Origin of the sequence: Rahnella sp. RcJ3 (assembly GCF_009498575.1) — a bacterium.
Taxonomy (GTDB): domain Bacteria; phylum Pseudomonadota; class Gammaproteobacteria; order Enterobacterales; family Enterobacteriaceae; genus Rahnella; species Rahnella aceris.
Window position 1 is genome coordinate 55,499 of the sequence record NZ_QSNX01000005.1, and the last position, 16,301, is coordinate 71,799.

Annotated in this window: 13 protein-coding genes; 3 read left to right on the forward strand and 10 right to left on the reverse strand. The window is 53.9% G+C overall.

The features are described from left to right. Nucleotides 1-73: 73 nt before the first annotated feature. The 5 genes from DXU84_RS08275 to rstA all read right to left on the reverse strand — a co-directional run bounded on the left by DXU84_RS08275 (nt 74) and on the right by rstA (nt 5,661). The gene (locus tag DXU84_RS08275) at nt 74-955 is read right to left on the reverse strand and encodes a serine protease (RefSeq protein ID WP_013575406.1); all 882 of its coding nucleotides are present in this window, start codon (nt 953-955) and stop codon (nt 74-76) included. 338 nt (nt 956-1,293) lie between these two features. After that, on the reverse strand, nt 1,294-1,662 hold the full coding sequence (gene asr / locus DXU84_RS08280) for an acid resistance repetitive basic protein Asr (RefSeq protein WP_015697278.1): 369 nt from the start codon (nt 1,660-1,662) through the stop codon (nt 1,294-1,296). A 462-nt stretch (nt 1,663-2,124) separates the two neighbouring features. Next, nucleotides 2,125-3,606 carry a carboxypeptidase M32 gene (locus tag DXU84_RS08285; protein ID WP_112198572.1) on the reverse strand — a complete coding sequence of 494 codons (1,482 nt, stop codon included), beginning with the start codon at nt 3,604-3,606 and terminating at the stop codon, nt 2,125-2,127. Continuing rightward, a complete protein-coding gene (rstB, locus tag DXU84_RS08290) occupies nt 3,590-4,933 on the reverse strand; it encodes a two-component system sensor histidine kinase RstB (protein ID WP_013575409.1) in 1,344 nt (447 codons plus the stop codon). The genes DXU84_RS08285 and rstB overlap by 17 nt, the downstream gene beginning before the upstream one ends. Beyond that, nucleotides 4,930-5,661, reverse strand: a complete 732-nt coding sequence (rstA, locus tag DXU84_RS08295; RefSeq protein WP_013575410.1) for a two-component system response regulator RstA — start codon at nt 5,659-5,661, stop codon at nt 4,930-4,932. The genes rstB and rstA overlap by 4 nt, the downstream gene beginning before the upstream one ends. A gap of 217 nt (nt 5,662-5,878) precedes the next feature. Between rstA and DXU84_RS08300 the strand changes: the two genes are divergently transcribed. After that, nucleotides 5,879-6,298, forward strand: a complete 420-nt coding sequence (locus DXU84_RS08300) for a hypothetical protein (protein WP_013575411.1) — start codon at nt 5,879-5,881, stop codon at nt 6,296-6,298. Between the two features lie 66 nt (nt 6,299-6,364). On the opposite strand, the gene DXU84_RS08305 is transcribed toward DXU84_RS08300, so the two are convergent. From DXU84_RS08305 to DXU84_RS08315, 3 genes are read right to left on the reverse strand one after another with little or no spacing between them, the layout of a single operon-like run. Continuing rightward, nucleotides 6,365-7,600 (reverse strand): cytochrome c, encoded by a 1,236-nt coding sequence (locus DXU84_RS08305; RefSeq protein ID WP_126124863.1) that lies wholly within the window; start codon nt 7,598-7,600, stop codon nt 6,365-6,367. Continuing rightward, on the reverse strand, nt 7,597-9,360 hold the full coding sequence (locus DXU84_RS08310) for a GMC family oxidoreductase (protein WP_013575413.1): 1,764 nt from the start codon (nt 9,358-9,360) through the stop codon (nt 7,597-7,599). Before DXU84_RS08310 ends, DXU84_RS08305 begins: the two co-directional genes overlap by 4 nt. Nucleotides 9,361-9,375: 15 nt before the next feature. Continuing rightward, nucleotides 9,376-10,125, reverse strand: a complete 750-nt coding sequence (locus tag DXU84_RS08315) for a gluconate 2-dehydrogenase subunit 3 family protein (protein ID WP_013575414.1) — start codon at nt 10,123-10,125, stop codon at nt 9,376-9,378. A 347-nt stretch (nt 10,126-10,472) separates the two neighbouring features. On the opposite strand from DXU84_RS08315, the gene DXU84_RS08320 reads away from it, so the two are divergent. Continuing rightward, a complete protein-coding gene (locus tag DXU84_RS08320) occupies nt 10,473-11,981 on the forward strand; it encodes a YchO/YchP family invasin (RefSeq protein ID WP_153375397.1) in 1,509 nt (502 codons plus the stop codon). An 87-nt stretch (nt 11,982-12,068) separates the two neighbouring features. Here DXU84_RS08320 and narL read toward each other — a convergent pair whose 3' ends face one another. Together narL and narX are read right to left on the reverse strand one after the other, a co-directional pair. After that, nucleotides 12,069-12,719, reverse strand: coding sequence for a two-component system response regulator NarL (gene narL, locus DXU84_RS08325; protein ID WP_013575416.1), 651 nt, complete (start codon nt 12,717-12,719; stop codon nt 12,069-12,071). Further along, complete coding sequence (narX, locus tag DXU84_RS08330; RefSeq protein WP_112198569.1) at nt 12,716-14,506, reverse strand: nitrate/nitrite two-component system sensor histidine kinase NarX; 1,791 nt, start codon at nt 14,504-14,506, stop codon at nt 12,716-12,718. The genes narL and narX overlap by 4 nt, the downstream gene beginning before the upstream one ends. 363 nt (nt 14,507-14,869) lie before the next feature. Between narX and DXU84_RS08335 the strand changes: the two genes are divergently transcribed. Next, nucleotides 14,870-16,288: a NarK family nitrate/nitrite MFS transporter gene (locus DXU84_RS08335; protein WP_153375399.1), complete on the forward strand. Its 1,419-nt coding sequence runs from the start codon at nt 14,870-14,872 to the stop codon at nt 16,286-16,288. The last annotated feature ends 13 nt before the right edge of the window (nt 16,289-16,301 follow it).

The following is a 16,301-nucleotide window of genomic DNA, read 5'->3' on the forward strand; positions in this document are numbered from 1 at the left end:
GGTTCTCAAAACTAAAAAACCGCCTGATACACGAAGGCGGTTTTTTTATGCTCTGAAATGGTGATGCTTACGGTTACTGAGCGGGCGTCGTTACCGGCGTGCTCGCACTGATCACACCTGAGGACAGCGTATTCAGGGCATCGCGGATGGCCGGAACGGCCAGCGCACGGTTATCGGCCAGATAACGGTCTTGTGCCGCTGGCGCGGAACTTTGAATTGCGACCAGCGACCAGCCATCGGCATTTTTCAGCAGCAACGGTGAGCCGCTGTCGCCCGGCAAAGTATCGCAGCGATGCGATAACACACCCGGTTGCGCCCATCCGGTGATCAGACAATCCTGATGTACATACAAATCATCCAGATGATCTTCCGGGTATCCGGCCTGGGTCACTTTCCTGCCTTCCTGTTTCAGCAGAGCGGTCAGGTTGTCACGGGAGCCTTCCCACAATGGCAGGGGTTTGATCGGCAATGCCAGCTTTTCATCTGTCAGGCGAACCAGTGCGAAATCAAACGGTGCCGCTTTAGGCGGAACAATCCAGCCGTCGCCATCCGCTTTCAGTTTCTTGCCCAATTTCGGATCCACCAGCGTTTGTAATGCGGTGATCTGATATCGCCATTTCTGATCATGAGAAATGAATCTCAGCGCCACGACTTTGTCTATTTTGCCCGGAGGCGCCAGCACACAATGGCCCGCCGTGAGGACAAGATGTTTAGAAATGAGCGTCGCGGTGCATAAATTGCCGCTCTCGGTTTCAATCTGCCCGATGGCCTGCCATGGCCAGTGCGCCGCCGCAGCCACCGGTGTGCGCTGATCGTGACCAAAGAAAAGGGCCGTTTTTTCTTTCATGCTGATGGAAGGTGTGTCGGAATCTGCATCATCAGGAGAGTCTGCATGTACAAGGGCACTGGCGGTAAAACAGAAAAAGCACAAAAACAGCGGTAACGCGATGCGCATAACATTCTGACCTTGAAAACAGGGAGAACCCGGGAAGCCGTAATTATGGAACGATTATAGACGGTTATGTTTCGTGGTGGATATATTTGTCTGGTAACTCAGCCTTTTGAGCCGATGACGGGCGTCATCGCGGGGTATCTCAGAAGTAGAAGAACAGGGTGATCAGACCGCAAAGGATCAGGGAACACAGGGTGATTTCGAACAGGTAGCGGCGCAGCATCTTCCATCAGTACCTCAAGATAGAAAACCGGAGAAAAAAACACCCGGCGAACCGGGTGTTAAATCATCAGTCTTGATAATGGTGAGTAGATACGCTCACAAAGACTTTTACTGACTACTTATGCTGCTGGAGTTGCTTTTGCAGCTGGAGCCGCTTTTTTAGCGTGTTTCACGTGTTTTTTAGCAGCCTGGGCTTTCTGAGCTACTGGTGCAGCTTTCTTAGCATGTTTCACGTGTTTTTTAGCAGCCTGCGCTTTCTGAGCTACTGGAGCCGCTTTCTTAGCGTGTTTCACGTGTTTTTTAGCAGCCTGCGCTTTCTGAGCTACTTTCTTGTGAGTTTTGTGCTTAGTCACATGCTTGGCAGCAGGTGCTGGAGCAGCGGTAGTTGCAGCAGCAGCTGGCGCCGGAGTTGCAGTAGTTTCAGCAGCGAAAGCGACAGAAGACAGACCCATTGCAGCGGCTACAACCAGAGCTAATACTTTTTTCATCTTTAATTCCTCAGAATTTTTGTTTAAGTGTCCACCCCACTGCGGGGCCGGTATGAAGAATACTAGGCGTGTTGGATCTGGTTGTCCGTGAGTGATTGGTTTCGGCGTGTAACGGAATGTACAAAGGAGGGGGCGTAATAAAATCAGGGAATTACGGTGAAATTGGAGGGTATAGCGATGGAGTTGCTACGGGGCAGTGGATCGCGTGTTTGCGCTTCCTCTTGCGAACGGCGAGGAGGTATTAATGGTTGCTTCCCTTTTAATGCAAACTTCAACTTATTGATTTTGCTTTAAAACCCCACCCCAGCCCTCCCCTTCGCAGGGGAGGGAGCGGACCACGTGTTTGCGCCTCCCCCTGCGAAGGGGGAGGCGGGGAGGGGGTATTAATGGCAACTTCCCTTTTAAAGCAAACTTCAAATTATTGTTTTCGCTTTAAAAAAATCGCCAACTCACGCCTTCCGCCTACAAGTATCGCCCTTCAAGATGCGCCCGGAAGAACGCCGGATTCAGCGTTTCGCCTGTCGCATTTTTCATCAGCTGATCTGTCGTGAACCGGCTGCCGTGCTGCCAGATATTCTGTTGCAGCCACTGGAACAGGGCGGTCAGGTCACCGCGGACAATGTCATCCTGCAACGTCGGAATGGCTTTGTTAGCCGTCTGGAACAACTGCGCGGCGTACATCGCGCCGAGGGTATATGTCGGGAAATAACCGAAGCCACCATCGGTCCAGTGGATATCCTGCATGCAGCCGTCGCGGTAGTTGCCGACAGTGTCGATGCCAAGATATTCCTGCATCTTTCTGTTCCACAAGGCCGGAATATCATCAACTTCTATTTCACCTTCCATCAGCGCTTTTTCGATTTCATAGCGCAGAATGACGTGTGCCGGATAGCTCAGTTCATCGGCGTCAACACGGATAAGGCCCGGCTGGACGTGCTGGTTCAGCTTCATAAAGTTGCTTTCATCCAGCCCTTCACGGTGACCGAATTGCTCGATAACCAGCGGATACACAGATTTCAGGAACGGCTCGCTGCAACCCAGTTGCATTTCAAACAGCAGGCTTTGTGATTCGTGAACACCCATCGAACGGGCGTTGGAAACCGGCTGGCCCAGCCATTCTTTTGGCAGGTTTTGCTCGTAACGTGCATGACCGGTTTCGTGGATAACTCCCATCATGGCGCTGAGGAATTCATTTTCATTGTAACGTGTGGTGATACGTACATCCTGCGGAACCCCGCCACAGAACGGGTGCGCGCTGACATCCAGACGACCGGCATCGAAATTAAAACCCAGTTTACCCATCACTTTCAGACCAAGCTGCCGCTGTTTTTCGATGTCAAACGGCCCCTGTGGCGCAATACGGGTTTCGGATTTTTGCTTTTCAACCACGGTTTGTAACAGGTCCGGCAGCCAGGTTTTCAGATCGCCAAACAGCACATCCAGCTTCTGTGAGGTCATGCCCGGTTCGTATAAATCGAGCAGGGCGTCGTAACGGCTGATGCCCGCAGCCTCGGCGCGCAACTGTGCTTCCTGACGGCTCAGCTTAACCACTTCTTTCAGGTTATCCGAGAAGCCTTCCCAGTCGTTCGATTTACGCTGGATACGCCACGCCTGCTCGCAACGTGCGCCGGCCAGTGATTTTGCCTGTACCAGGCTTTCCGGCAGCAAAGCCGCCTGCTGATAGTGACGGCGCATTTCGCGCAGATTGGCCTGCTCAACGTCATTAAGTTGTTCGCCGCTGGCCTGTTCCAGCCATTCACCGACCTGTTTCGCCGTGAGGATCTGATGCGTCAGCACGCTCAGTTCAGCCAGCGCTTCCGAGCGGGCTTGTCCGCCTTCCGGTGGCATCATGGCCGCGGCATCCCAGCCTGCAATAGCCGATAAATGGCCGAAGCGGGACAAACGGGCGAAGGTGTCGTGTAATTTTTTATAGGCGATGGTCATTGTGGCTCCCTTCCTGATTTTCGTGATTAGGCTGTTCTGCAGCCAGATTGAATGTGGGTTTTACCGGCCAGCTGAAACGCAGACTGGCACCGCCGAGCGGGCTGCCGTCAACGGCGATACGCCCCTGATAAGCGACGGCGATGGAATGGACGATTGCCAGCCCCAGCCCGCAGCCGCCGGTGGCGCGATCACGGCTCGGGTCCAGGCGAACAAAGGGCTCAAAGATGCGGGTACGTTCTTCCGGCGGGATGCCCGGCCCGTCGTCTTCAACCTGCAGGCAGGCGAGTTCACTGTCTAACCACAGGCTGACGCGCAATGTCTGTTGTGAATAGCGCAGACCGTTATTGACCAGATTGTCCAGCACACGCTCCATCAGACGTAAATCCACGCCGCCGAAATCGGCATTTTGCGGCGCGTCATAGAGAATGGTGCGCTCGGTGATCAGCCGGAAATCATCGACTTTGTCTTCCAGCCATTCGGCCAGATTGACTTTTTCCAGGTTAAGCGCCACCTGCGGACGGTCCAGACGTGCATAAGTCAGCAATTCGTCGATCAGCGCTTCAAGCTGCCCGATATCGCGGTTGATGGCATTTTGTTCGGATTCCGGCAGGTTTTCACTGATCGCCAGCCGGTAACGCAGACGTACCAGCGGCGTACGCAGCTCATGGGCGATACCGTCGATCAGGAGTTTTTTACTGGCGACCAGCGTACTGATGTTGTCTGCCATCTGGTTAAAGGCCACGCCCAGCCGGTTAAGGCTGGAGGTCGAATCAAAATCAATACGTTCGTCGAGATGGCCGTTACCGAGGCGCAGCGCGGAGTTTTCCAGCCGCAGCAAATCCTGCCAGTGCGGGCGCATCCACAGGAATACCGGCAAGGCCAGCGATAAACCGATGAAGATCAGCAACCCCAGATCCAGCAGCCGCATTTCATGCATATAAAACAGGTACGGAATAGGGCCGACCACCAGCACGTAATGGCTGCGCGGCACACGCTGAATGAAAGTGTATTCGTCATCAAGCGCAATAATTTCGCCGTCTTTAAGACGTTGATCCAGCACAGGGCTGAGTTTGCGTTTTCCGAGCGGCTCGATATGCAGTTTGAAAGACAGATTCAGATCCAGCGTATTGATGGTTTTGTTCCAGTCTTTAATCGGAATTTCCCGCAGTTCACTGCGCATCAGGTAGAGCGAACTTTTCATCAAATCGTTCATGGACTGACGGCCGGTACGTTCAGCGGTGACTTTGTAAACCAGTCCGACCAGCATCGCCATCACCAGAAAACAGACCAGCAGTAACAGAAAGAACTGGATGAAAAGCTTTTTCATTCCTGTAACGTCTCCCAGGCGTTGGGAGCAAACAGATAGCCTTTATTGCGCACGGTTTTGATGCGAAATGGCTCAAGGGTGTTGTCATACAGTTTGCGACGCAGGCGGGAGATCGCGACATCAATGCTGCGATCCAGCCCGTCATAGCTGACCCCGCGAAGGTTTTTCAGCAACGCTTCGCGATCCATAATGCGCCCGGCGTGTGTTGCCAGTTCCCACAACAAATCAAAGTCTGAGGTAGAAAGAACGATCGTTTCATCCACCAGTGTCACTTCGCGGTTAACCGGGTCGATGCACAACTGACCGAAATGCAGGGCATTGCCGCTTTTGAGCGTCTGAACCGGTTGTTCATTTTGGCTATTCTGCGCCGGACTCTGACGTAAATGCAGCCGCAAACGGGCCAGAAGTACCGCTGGTGGCGTTGTTTTCAGGATGTAATCACTGGCGCCCATTTCAAGCGACAAAATGTGGTTCATGTCGCTGTCGAGTGATGTGAGCAACACAATCGGGCCGGGGAAGATCGGGCGTAAATCGCGGCATAATGTCATGCCATCTTTACCCGGCAGCATGATGTCGAGCAGAACCAGATCGGGTTTTTCTTTTTCAATACGCGCCTGCGCGGTATCGCCACGCGGTTCAACCAGCACGTCGATATCGTGTTTACCCAGATAGGCGGCGATCAGGTTGCCGACTTCTGCATCATCTTCTACAAAAACGATTTTATTCATTGGCTTGCTGCTTTAAGAAATCCGGTGATTAGCATAGCGTGACCCGCAGGGCGACGCTATCGTGCTAGCGTAATAGAACATGTCAGTTTCCGTTACGGAAAGCACCGGAAGCGACTGGCAAAGTGTTAGTGAATTATGCCATTATATAGCTGAATATCTTCGGCGTTATACATTGATTAAATAATTGATTGACCCTGACCAGGAAGAGGAAGAGGGGATGAATGAAAACCGCCTGGTACCCGATGCGCGCAGTCAACAAGCATCCTTTGACTACATGGAATACTTGTCCGCATCCTGCAAAAAGAAATGGAGTTTTGTCGACGCTATTTATGGCGTGATGCCGTTCTTTGGCATGGTTCTGAAATCCCGTTCGAAAAAAGAAAAATCCAGGCAGGAAGCGTTGCGCGCACTGGCCTTACAGGTAGTTTCCACCCAGGTCAGCGACGAGACCAATATTGTCCGGCTGATTGAACTGGCTGAGCAGCAGAATATGTACAGCATTGATATTAATCTGCCGTACTCGCTGACTGAAGAACAGCTCACTGCAATAAAAGTAGAATGCAAACATCTGGTGCAATTAAACCAGAATAATGATCATCTGTTAGTGCAGATTATGCAGATGCCTCCCCGGCACTGATTTCTCCGTGATGCATTCAAAATAAAGGCCGCTCTCGCGGCCTTTAACATTTCAGCAAATCCCTGCTTATTTCTTCAGTTCTGCGCGTAACTCTTTCACGTCTGAGGCAGAAACCGGCGCGGCGGCATTTCCCCAACTGTTACGGATATACGTCAGCACGTTAGCGACATCAGCATCGCTCATGTTGGCATCAAACGATGGCATCGACGGCGCGGTCGGTTGGCTGTCGGTAGCCACCGGACGGCTGCCCGTCAGCACCACGCGGATAAGTGAGGTGGCGTTGGTCTGGTTGATGAGCGGTGAATCGGCCAGACGCGGGAACAGACCTTCCTGACCTTTTCCGGCTGGCGTATGGCATGCGGAACACCGGTCAGCATAGATATTTTTCCCGGCCACCATCGCCTTATCATCGGCTTTCACCGGTGCAGGGGCTTTGCTGCCGCTGTCATGACCGCTGTCTTTCAGGTACACCGCCACGGCTTTGAGATCAGCATCCGTCCAGTGCTGAGACGAATTGGTGACTTCTTCCGCCATCGGACCGGAAGCGATATCGAAACGGTTAGACCCGGTTTTCAGATATTGCATCAGCTCTTCCTGCGTCCAGTTACCAATGCCGGTGTGCTTGTTGCTGGTGATATCCGGCGCGACCCAGCCTTCTACCACCGCGCCTTGCAGGAACTCGCTGTCCTTGTCGCCGCCAATCATATTTTTCGGTGTATGACAGGTGCCGCAGTGTCCCAGACCTTCAACGATATACGCGCCACGGTTCCATTCCGCTGATTTATCCATCTGCGGTTTGAATTCGCCTTGGGTGAAGTTCAGCCAGTTCCAGCCCATCAGGCTGGTACGCACGTTGAACGGGAACGGCAACTGATTAGTCTCGACTTCGTGATGCACCGGTTGCAGGGTTTGCAGATATGCCCAGATGGCGGCGTTATCTTCGCGGGTTACTTTGGTGTAGGCCGTGAACGGCATCGCACCGTAAAGACGTTTGCCGCCGTGGCCGATGCCTTCGGACATCGCGCGCTGGAAATCATCGAACGTCCATTTGCCGATACCGGTTTGCACATCTGGCGTAATGTTTGCGCCGACCAGACGGCCAAACGGTGTTTCAATCGGTACGCCACCGGCGAAAGGTTTGGCATCCGGCGTGGAGGCGGTATGACAGGCGGCGCAGTCGCCCACCGTTGCCAGATACCGGCCACGTTCCACCTGTTCGAAAGAGCCGTCGCCTGCCGCGTGGGCCAGCCCGCTGATGCTCAAAGCCAGTAAACCGAGTGAGAATGAGGTTAACTTTTTCATGCGATCATCTCTCCCGGTTTTTTCAGATAGTAGTTACGGATTGCATGGGCGGCTTTGAACGCCAGCGCGCCGACGGTGCCGGTCGGGTTATAGCCCGGGTTTTGCGGGAAGGCAGACGCGCCGACCACAAACAGATTAGGCACATCCCAGACTTGCAGATGTTTGTTTACCGAGCTGGTGGACGGATCCGCGCCCATCACAAATCCGCCGACCACGTGGGAAGACTGATACGGCGTACCGTTCCAGTGGCCTTTCATCGGATTAGCGACCAGCTGACGCGGATTCATCGCCTTGGCGATTTCGGCCACTTTACCGGTGCAATACGCGGCCATTTTCAGATCGTTTTCCGGGAAATCGAAGGTCACGCGCAGCAGCGGGCGACCCAGACGGTCTTTATAGTTTGGATCCAGCGACAGATAGTTGGTTTTGGTGGTGTAGCTGCTGGCCTCACAGCCGATCGACATCGAGCTGAGATAGTTGGCGACCGTGGCTTTTTTCCATTCGCTTCCCCATTTCGGCGTTCCCGGCGGAACAGGGCGGTAGCCGATGGGCGCACCGCCGATGGGTGTGACACGGATACTGCCACCGCCAAAGAAGCCCAGACCGCTGTGATCGAAGTTGTCGTTGTTGAAATCGTCGATGCCCATCCCGACCGCGCCTGCACCGATGAACGGGTTAAAGTTTTTGTCATCGAAGAACAGCTGTACACCGTTGGCGGTCTGATAAGCGTAATTACGGCCCGTGGTGCCGCTTAAGGTGACCGGGTCATAGGGTTTACCGATACCGGAAAGCAACATCAGACGGACGTTTTCGAAGGTAAAGGCACTGACGATCACCAGATCAGCCGGTTGTTCCCACTCGTCACCGGACGAGTCGATATAGACCACGCCTGTGGCGCGTTTGCCGGTGGAATCGGTCAGCACCTGCATCACTTCACAGTTGGTGCGGGCTTCGAAATTCTCCTTGCGGATCAGCGCCGGTAATACGGTAGTGATGGCGCTGGCCTTGGAATAGTTCGCGCAGCCGTAGTTGGTGCAAAAGCCGCAGTAGGTACAGGGCCCCATTTTTACACCGAGCGGGTTGGTGTAAGGCTCGGAAATCAGGGAAGAGGGCACCGGGAACGCTTTGTAGCCCATATTGCGCGCGGCTTCAGCAAACAGTGTCGGGCCGTAAGGCTGATCCATCGGGCGGGTCGGATATTCAATCGAGCGCATCCCTTCATACGGGTTACCGCCGTCATGATGTTCGCCGTTCACGTTACTGGCTTTACCGGAAACCCCGGCCAGACGTTCGAAAGAGGCGTAATGCGGTTCCATTTCGTCCCAGTCGGTGCCCCAGTCTTGCAGAACTAACTCTTCCGGGATGGCGTTCGCGCCGTAACGTTCAGTCAGATGGCTTTTCAGGCGGAATTCATCTGGCTGGAAACGGAAGGTGATCCCCGCCCAGTGGTTGCCTGCGCCGCCGGTGCCGTTACCCGGATGGAAAGATCCCCATTCGCGCATCGGCAAAGCCGTTTGCGCCGGATTGTTGCGGATGGTGATGGTGTTCTGACGGGTGCGTAACATCAGTTCCTGACGGGTGTTGTAACGCAATTCATCGGTAACGGTGGCTACGTTGAAATCGCGCGCCGTATCACGCCACGGACCGCGTTCAATCGCCACCACATTCAGACCTTCGTCGCACAATTCATTGGCGATGATCGAGCCGGCCCAGCCGAGTCCGATCACCACCACGTCGGTTTTGGGTAATTTTTTTGCCATAATATTGTTCTGCCCTTAGCTTTTCATTTTCCATGCGTCGCCGCCGGAAATGCTCAGCGGTTCGAGATCGAGTTTCTGGTTATGTTTGCCGACATATTCGCGGTAGTCGTAGCGTGCGCCGGGGAAGCCCAGCATTTTCCACGACACCATATTGCGGTTACCGCCATAAATCGGGTCAGCGAAGAAACCTTCCATCGTGTTCTTAAGTGCAATGGCGAAGAACAATTTGGAATCGATCCCATCAAGGGCAATTTTTCCACTCTCAAGGCCTGACAGGATTTGATCCTGCTGGTCACCGGGCAGATCTTTGAATAATTTCTGATGCTGTGACCGGGTGTATTTATCCAGTGCGGCCAGACCAAGACGGTAACGCTGTTGCGGAACCAGCGGTGACTGGTCACCTTGTTCCGGTGTACCGTCCTGGAAAGGGCCTTGCATGTAGAGGCGGGAATAGGTGCCGTAGAATCCGGCCAGCTGACGGTCGATAAACACTGCGCATCCGGCATCTTTACCGCCCACGCTCAGGTCATCGGCGGGCACCAGACGGTCAACAATAGCTTCCATAGCAGCGGCTTCGGCGTCGGTGAAGAACGCCCAGCCATCGGTCTCAATCTGCGGCGGCGGGCTGGCGTCAAAGGGGCTCCACACGGGCGTGCCTTTGAGCGTCACCGCATTTGCGGCTTTGGCGGCACCCAGTACTGCGGAGGCGGCCGTGAAGGAGAGAATTTGTCTGCGGGTCACGCCGGGCAAGGTTTTTTTGCTCATTTATGTTCCCTGTTGGTATACATCACTTTAAGGTCCGGACGCACTCTGCCAGGGCAGTCGGGTGGCGTCGGGATAATCGTTAACCTGCTAAGGATAAATGAAAACAGACTGTAAAGATAAATGGTTGGTTTGTTAAAAATGTTATCAAATGTGTGCAATGATATCTTTGGTGTTATTTTAGGTGATATTTTTTGTGATGTGACGGCAAATCATCCATGCATTCACTATGGAAATGAATTGGCATGATTTCATTTAAGGAAATGATGTATGTGGCCGTTCGTGGCGTGAAGGTTGAATTATGCTGACCGTGCGGTAAGATCAAACCTTACGGGCAAAATGTGTAAGGTATGACTGACGTCACAGATTTTTTTTCTGATTTATTGAAGCGATTTGCAGGCAAGACCTGCGCCTCTTTGCTGATGGCTGGGGGAACCGCCTTCTATGCTGTAAGCGCCAGTGCGCTGACGGCAGAACCCACCGAATACGGCGCACTCAGCTATAACCTCAGCGGTTTTCTGCCTGCCAGCGACGAAAGTTCTGTTTTTAACAATGGCACCCCGACCCAACCGTCTCAGACGTTACCGAGCCTTGGCAGCCAGTATATCCATAACAATACCGGACCGACGGCCACTGAAAAACAACTTGCTACCACGCTGAAAGAGCTGGGAGCCACCACTACGGACAGCGATGATCCCCTGCGTGTGCAGGCGGAGACGCTGGCGTTGAGTCAGGCCGCGAAACTGGTGCAAAAAGAAACCAGCAGTTTGCTTTCGCCGCTGGGAACAGTGAGCACCTCACTGGATATGACCGGGCGTAATCTTGACGGCAGCTCCGGCCGGCTTTTCAGCCCGCTATATAATTCTCAAACCAATCTGGTTTACAGCCAGATTGGCCTGCAAAGCGAGACGGATGCCACTGTCGGTAATTTCGGCCTGGGCCAGCGCTTCAACACCGGCGCGTGGATGCTGGGATATAACGCTTTTGTGGATAACGATTTCGATCATCAGCTGACGCGCGGCAGTCTGGGCGCGGAAGCCTGGACAGATTACCTGCGTTTCTCCACCAATTATTATCATCCGTTTTCGTCCTATAAAGCCGACAGCAGTACGTCTGCGCAACTGCGCCGTCAGGCGCGTGGCTATGACATCACCACCAAAGGCTATTTACCGTTCTACCGCCAGTTGGGGGCTTCGCTGAGTTATGAGCAGTATTTCGGTCATCAGGTGGATTTGTTCGGCAACGGCACGCGGCAGAGTAATCCCTCGGCGGTGTCGTTTGGCGTGAATTACACACCGGTACCGCTGGTGACGGTGATGGCCGAGCATCAGGCCGGGCAGGATGGCGATAATCAGGATGTGGTTAAGCTGACCCTCAATTACCGGCTGGGTGTGCCGCTGGATCAACAATTGTCTTTCCGGAATGTCGCGGCAGCGCGCTCGCTGCGCGGAAGCCGCATGGACATGGTTGATCGCAATAATATGCCGGTGATGGAATTCAAACAGCGTAAAACCTTGTCGGTGTTTTTAGCCACGCCGCCGTGGTCATTGCAGCCGGGTGAAACTGTGCCGCTGAAACTGCAACTGCGCGCGCTGAATTCAGTGGTGGCGCTGAGCTGGCAGGGCGATACGCAGGCGCTGAGCCTGACGCCACCCGCGAATAACCGTAATCCCGATGGCTGGAGTGTGATTGTGCCGCCGTGGGATGATTCCCCGGACGCCACCAACATTTATCGTCTGTCGGTGACCGTGGAAGACAGTAAATCGCAGAAAGTGACGTCAAACTGGATCACCCTCAATGTATCCCCGCCGCTGACTGCGCAACCGCAATACGGCAACGACGCGGGGCTGAATTTCTGATCGAGCCACTGCACTGATGGTCTGGCTTTTTGCTCCTCCCCCAGCAAAGGGGGAGGCAGGGAGGGGGGGTTAAAGGCTAACACCTTGTTAAAGCACATTACTCTGCAACACCCATACCGCCGCTTCGACGCGGGATTTGAGTTTCATTTTTTTCAGCAGATGTTTGACGTGCACTTTCACCGTGCTTTCGGTGATATTCAACCGGCGGGCGATCATTTTGTTCGGTAAACCTTCAGCGATCAGTTTGATGATGTCGCGTTCGCGCGGCGTCAGGGACTGAATATCGCGGTCACCGCTCGGGCGGCTTTCACGCAGGCTGGCGGCGAGCACCGGCGTCAGCGCTTCGCTCAGCACCATCTTCCCGGCGGCGGCGTTATGCAACGCGGCCAGCAAATCTTCCGGCTCCATATCTTTCAGTAAATAACCATCCGCGCCACGTTTCAGGGCTGTCACCACGTCATCTTCGTGATTCGACACGCTGAATACCACGATACGACCGGAAAGCGAGGTCTGGCGCATGCTGTCGAGGGTATCCAGCCCGTTCATGCCCGGCATATTCAGATCCAGCAGGATCAGATCCGGGTCGAGCTGTTTCGCCAGTTCAACGCCTTGTTCGCCATTGCTGGCTTCGCCAATGACCTTGAGACGCGAGTCCAGCGCGATCAGCTGTTTCACGCCGTTACGCAGCATAGGATGATCGTCAATCAGCAAAATAGTGGAAGGGGTGATGTCGTTCATACTTGCTCCTGGGGATTGACAGGCAGGGCTTCCGGACGGAAACGCACCGTGACTTCTGTGCCGCCATCCGGGCGTCGGGCGACCCGACAGCTGCCGTGTAAGGTACTGGCGCGATCCTGCATGATGATCAGGCCATAATGATTTTGTCGCTCGACGTCCTGTGAAATACCTTCGCCGTTGTCACAAATACGCATGTTGATTTCGCCCTCATGACAGTGCAGTGAAAGCGATACCTGCGTGGCGTTAGCGTGTTTGTAAACATTGTTCAGGGCTTCACGGGCGATGTGCAGCAGGTGAATACCCTGATTGGCCGGCACGGAACGCGGCGGGATCTGGTAATCAAAACCGATGGACAAACCCATGCGGCGCGAGAATTCATCCACGGTATGTTGCAGCGCAGCACGCAGGCCGGGAGTATTGAGCGTCAGTCGGAACGTGGTCAGCAGTTCCCGCAACTGACGATAAGCGGTACTCAGTTCCTCACGCATTTGCTGCAACAGATTTTTATCTTCTTCAGAGAACGTGTCAGCGTGCATTTGCAGGCAGGCCACCTGAATTTTCAGGCACGACAGCGATTGTGCCAGCGAATCGTGCAGTTCGCGGGCGATGGCTGAGCGTTCTTCCATCAGCATTAACTGCTGCTGATGTTCTGCCTGACGCGCCAGCATCAGGGTGCTGGTGAGCTGTTCCAGCAGGGTATGTAGCAGTTGCTGCTGATCGTCATCCAGATACTGGCCCGGCGGCAACTGTGCCAGCAACACACCGTAATTTTCACGATCGTCGCGCAGGCTCCAGCTCAGGGATTCGCCGCCGTCATCCGCATGTTCACCGACCTTAGGGCTGTCAGGCTGACGGGGTGAAGCATGGCTAAATTCATTGAACACTTCCACACTGTTATTTTCGTATTGCCGTAACTGAATGCCGCTCAGCGGAGTCAGTGACTGTAACTCTTTCAGCACCGGCTCCATGCGCACCTCAAGCGGGTCGCTGGTGTGAAGCTGACGGCTCACACGGTACAGATAATCCAGCATCTGATTTTTTTGTTGCAGGTCGGCGGTTTTTTCTGCCACGCGCTGCGCCAGATTATCAACCATCTCCGCCAGCGCCAGCGACATGCTGTTAAGCGAATCGCCGAGAATATCCATTTCATTATGCGCATCGCCATTCGCCACACGTTTGCGCTGATAGCGGTGGCTGAAATCCCCGGCGGTAATGGCGCTGGCCTGTGCGAGCAGGCTTTTCCAGGGCGTTAACAGATGGCGGCGCAGGAACCAGATGGTCAGCGCCATCAGTAATACAGTGACCGCCACCAGCCCGCGCTGAATCAGCGAAATCTGTTGCAGATGGTATTCGGTTTTGTACTCAAGTGCGGCGACCAGCACATCAAGCTGGCCGACAAATACGGCGATATTGGCTGATACATCTTGCGGATGCTTAGCCGCCAGAAGCTGGTCGCGCAGGGTAGTTTGCCAGTACTGACGTAACGCCAGAAACTGCGGTTGCAGATTTTCGCGCTCTACCGCCTGTAATAAATCGGCGCTGCTTTCGTCAGCTTCCATCTGGCTGATATAACGGGCACTGGTTTCGCTCAGAGGGACCTGCGATAACAGCCGGTAACTCTGCATACGCAGGGAACCCGCTTTATTAATCGCATGGGCGTTGCCTTCGATACTGCCCGCCATCCACGCCGCCATGCTCATTCCGCCAATGCCCAGAAGGCCGAGCAGCAGCATCAGCAATGTGATCTGGCTGATGAGCGACAAAGAAGGCAGTGCGCGTTTAAACATGAATAGTATTTCCTGAACCTATATCGAAAGCTGCGGATACCGTGCCGGGCTGACGCCAGCCTGTACAGAGTGGGCATTTTTTATGATCAGAGGAAGTTTCCCTATACCTCTTTATGGTTACTCCTTTATTTCCATCTGATTTATACCTTCATTAGATGAAAGAATATTTCTTCATCAACTTTATGAATACTAGCAGTTTATTCTTTTTTCACCGGATACTCACAAAGGATTCATGGTCATTTTTCCTGCATTATCCACCTGCGATTGCGTTGATTTGTATCAACATCCTGAAGCGGGGCTCTACCTAGTGTGTGCGACATAACTTAATCATTACAACAACAATGCGTTGCCACCGAGGTACACATGTCACACACATCAGCTTCACCGACGGAAAAACCGTCACGCCTGCTGCAGGACTGGCGTCCGGAAGATCCGGCCTTTTGGGAAAAGACCGGGCATAAAGTGGCCAGCCGTAATTTATGGATTTCCGTGCCTTGTTTGTTGCTGGGGTTCTGCGTCTGGATGCTGTTCAGCCTGGTCTCCGTTAACCTCAATAAAGTCGGTTTTAACTTCACCACGGATCAGTTGTTTATGCTGACCGCTATTCCGTCCGTGTCCGGCGCACTGTTACGCGTGCCTTACTCCTTTATGATCCCACTGTTCGGCGGCCGCCGCTGGACAGCCATCAGTACCGTGTTTCTGGTGCTGCCGTGCCTGTGGCTGGGTTTTGCGGTGCAGGATACCAGCACGTCGTATAACGTTTTCCTGATCATTGCGCTGTTGTGCGGTTTCGGTGGAGCAAACTTCGCCTCGAGCATGTCCAATATCAGCTTCTTCTTCCCGAAAGCGAAGCAGGGCGGCGCATTAGGGATCAATGGTGGTCTGGGTAATCTGGGCGTGAGTGTGATGCAACTGGTTGCGCCGCTGGTCATCTCCCTGGGTGTGTTTGCGGCTTTCAGCGATAAACAAACGCTGGCGAACGGTGCGGACATGTGGCTGCAAAATGCGGCGTGGATCTGGGTACCCTTTTTGATCATCGGTACGCTTGCTGCCTGGTTTGGTATGAACGATCTGGCGTCTTCTAAAGCCTCAATCCGCCAGCAGTTGCCGGTGCTGAAACGCGGTCATCTGTGGATCATGAGCATATTGTATCTGGCGACTTTCGGCTCGTTTATCGGTTTCTCCGCCGGTTTTGCGATGTTGACTAAAACCCAGTTCCCCGACGTTAACATCCTGCAATTCGCCTTCTTCGGCCCGTTCTTTGGCGCGCTGGCGCGTTCTGCGGGAGGCATGCTGTCAGACCGCCTTGGCGGTATTCGCGTAACCCTGGTGAATTACATCGTCATGGCGATTTTTGCCGGTTTACTGTTCCTGACCTTGCCGGTCGGCGGCGCGGGCGGCAACTTCCCGGCATTCTTCGCGGTATTTATGGTGCTGTTCCTGACGGCCGGTTTGGGCAGTGGCTCCACCTACCAGATGATTGCGGTGATTTTCCGCAAACTCACTACCGACCAGGCTAAAGCGCGTGGCGCCAGCGATGATGAAGCGCTGCGTGAAGCGGTGACGGATACTGCTGCGGCGCTCGGTTTTATCTCTTCAATCGGCGCGATTGGCGGTTTCTTTATTCCTAAAGCGTTCGGGACTTCACTGGCGCTGACCGGTTCACCGGCTGGCGCGATGAAAGTCTTCCTGGTGTTTTACGTGGTCTGTGCGCTGATCACCTGGCTGGTGTACTGGCGCAAACTAAACAAAGGTTTTGCCACCAAACAAGTCAAAAGCTAATCACGATACTCAG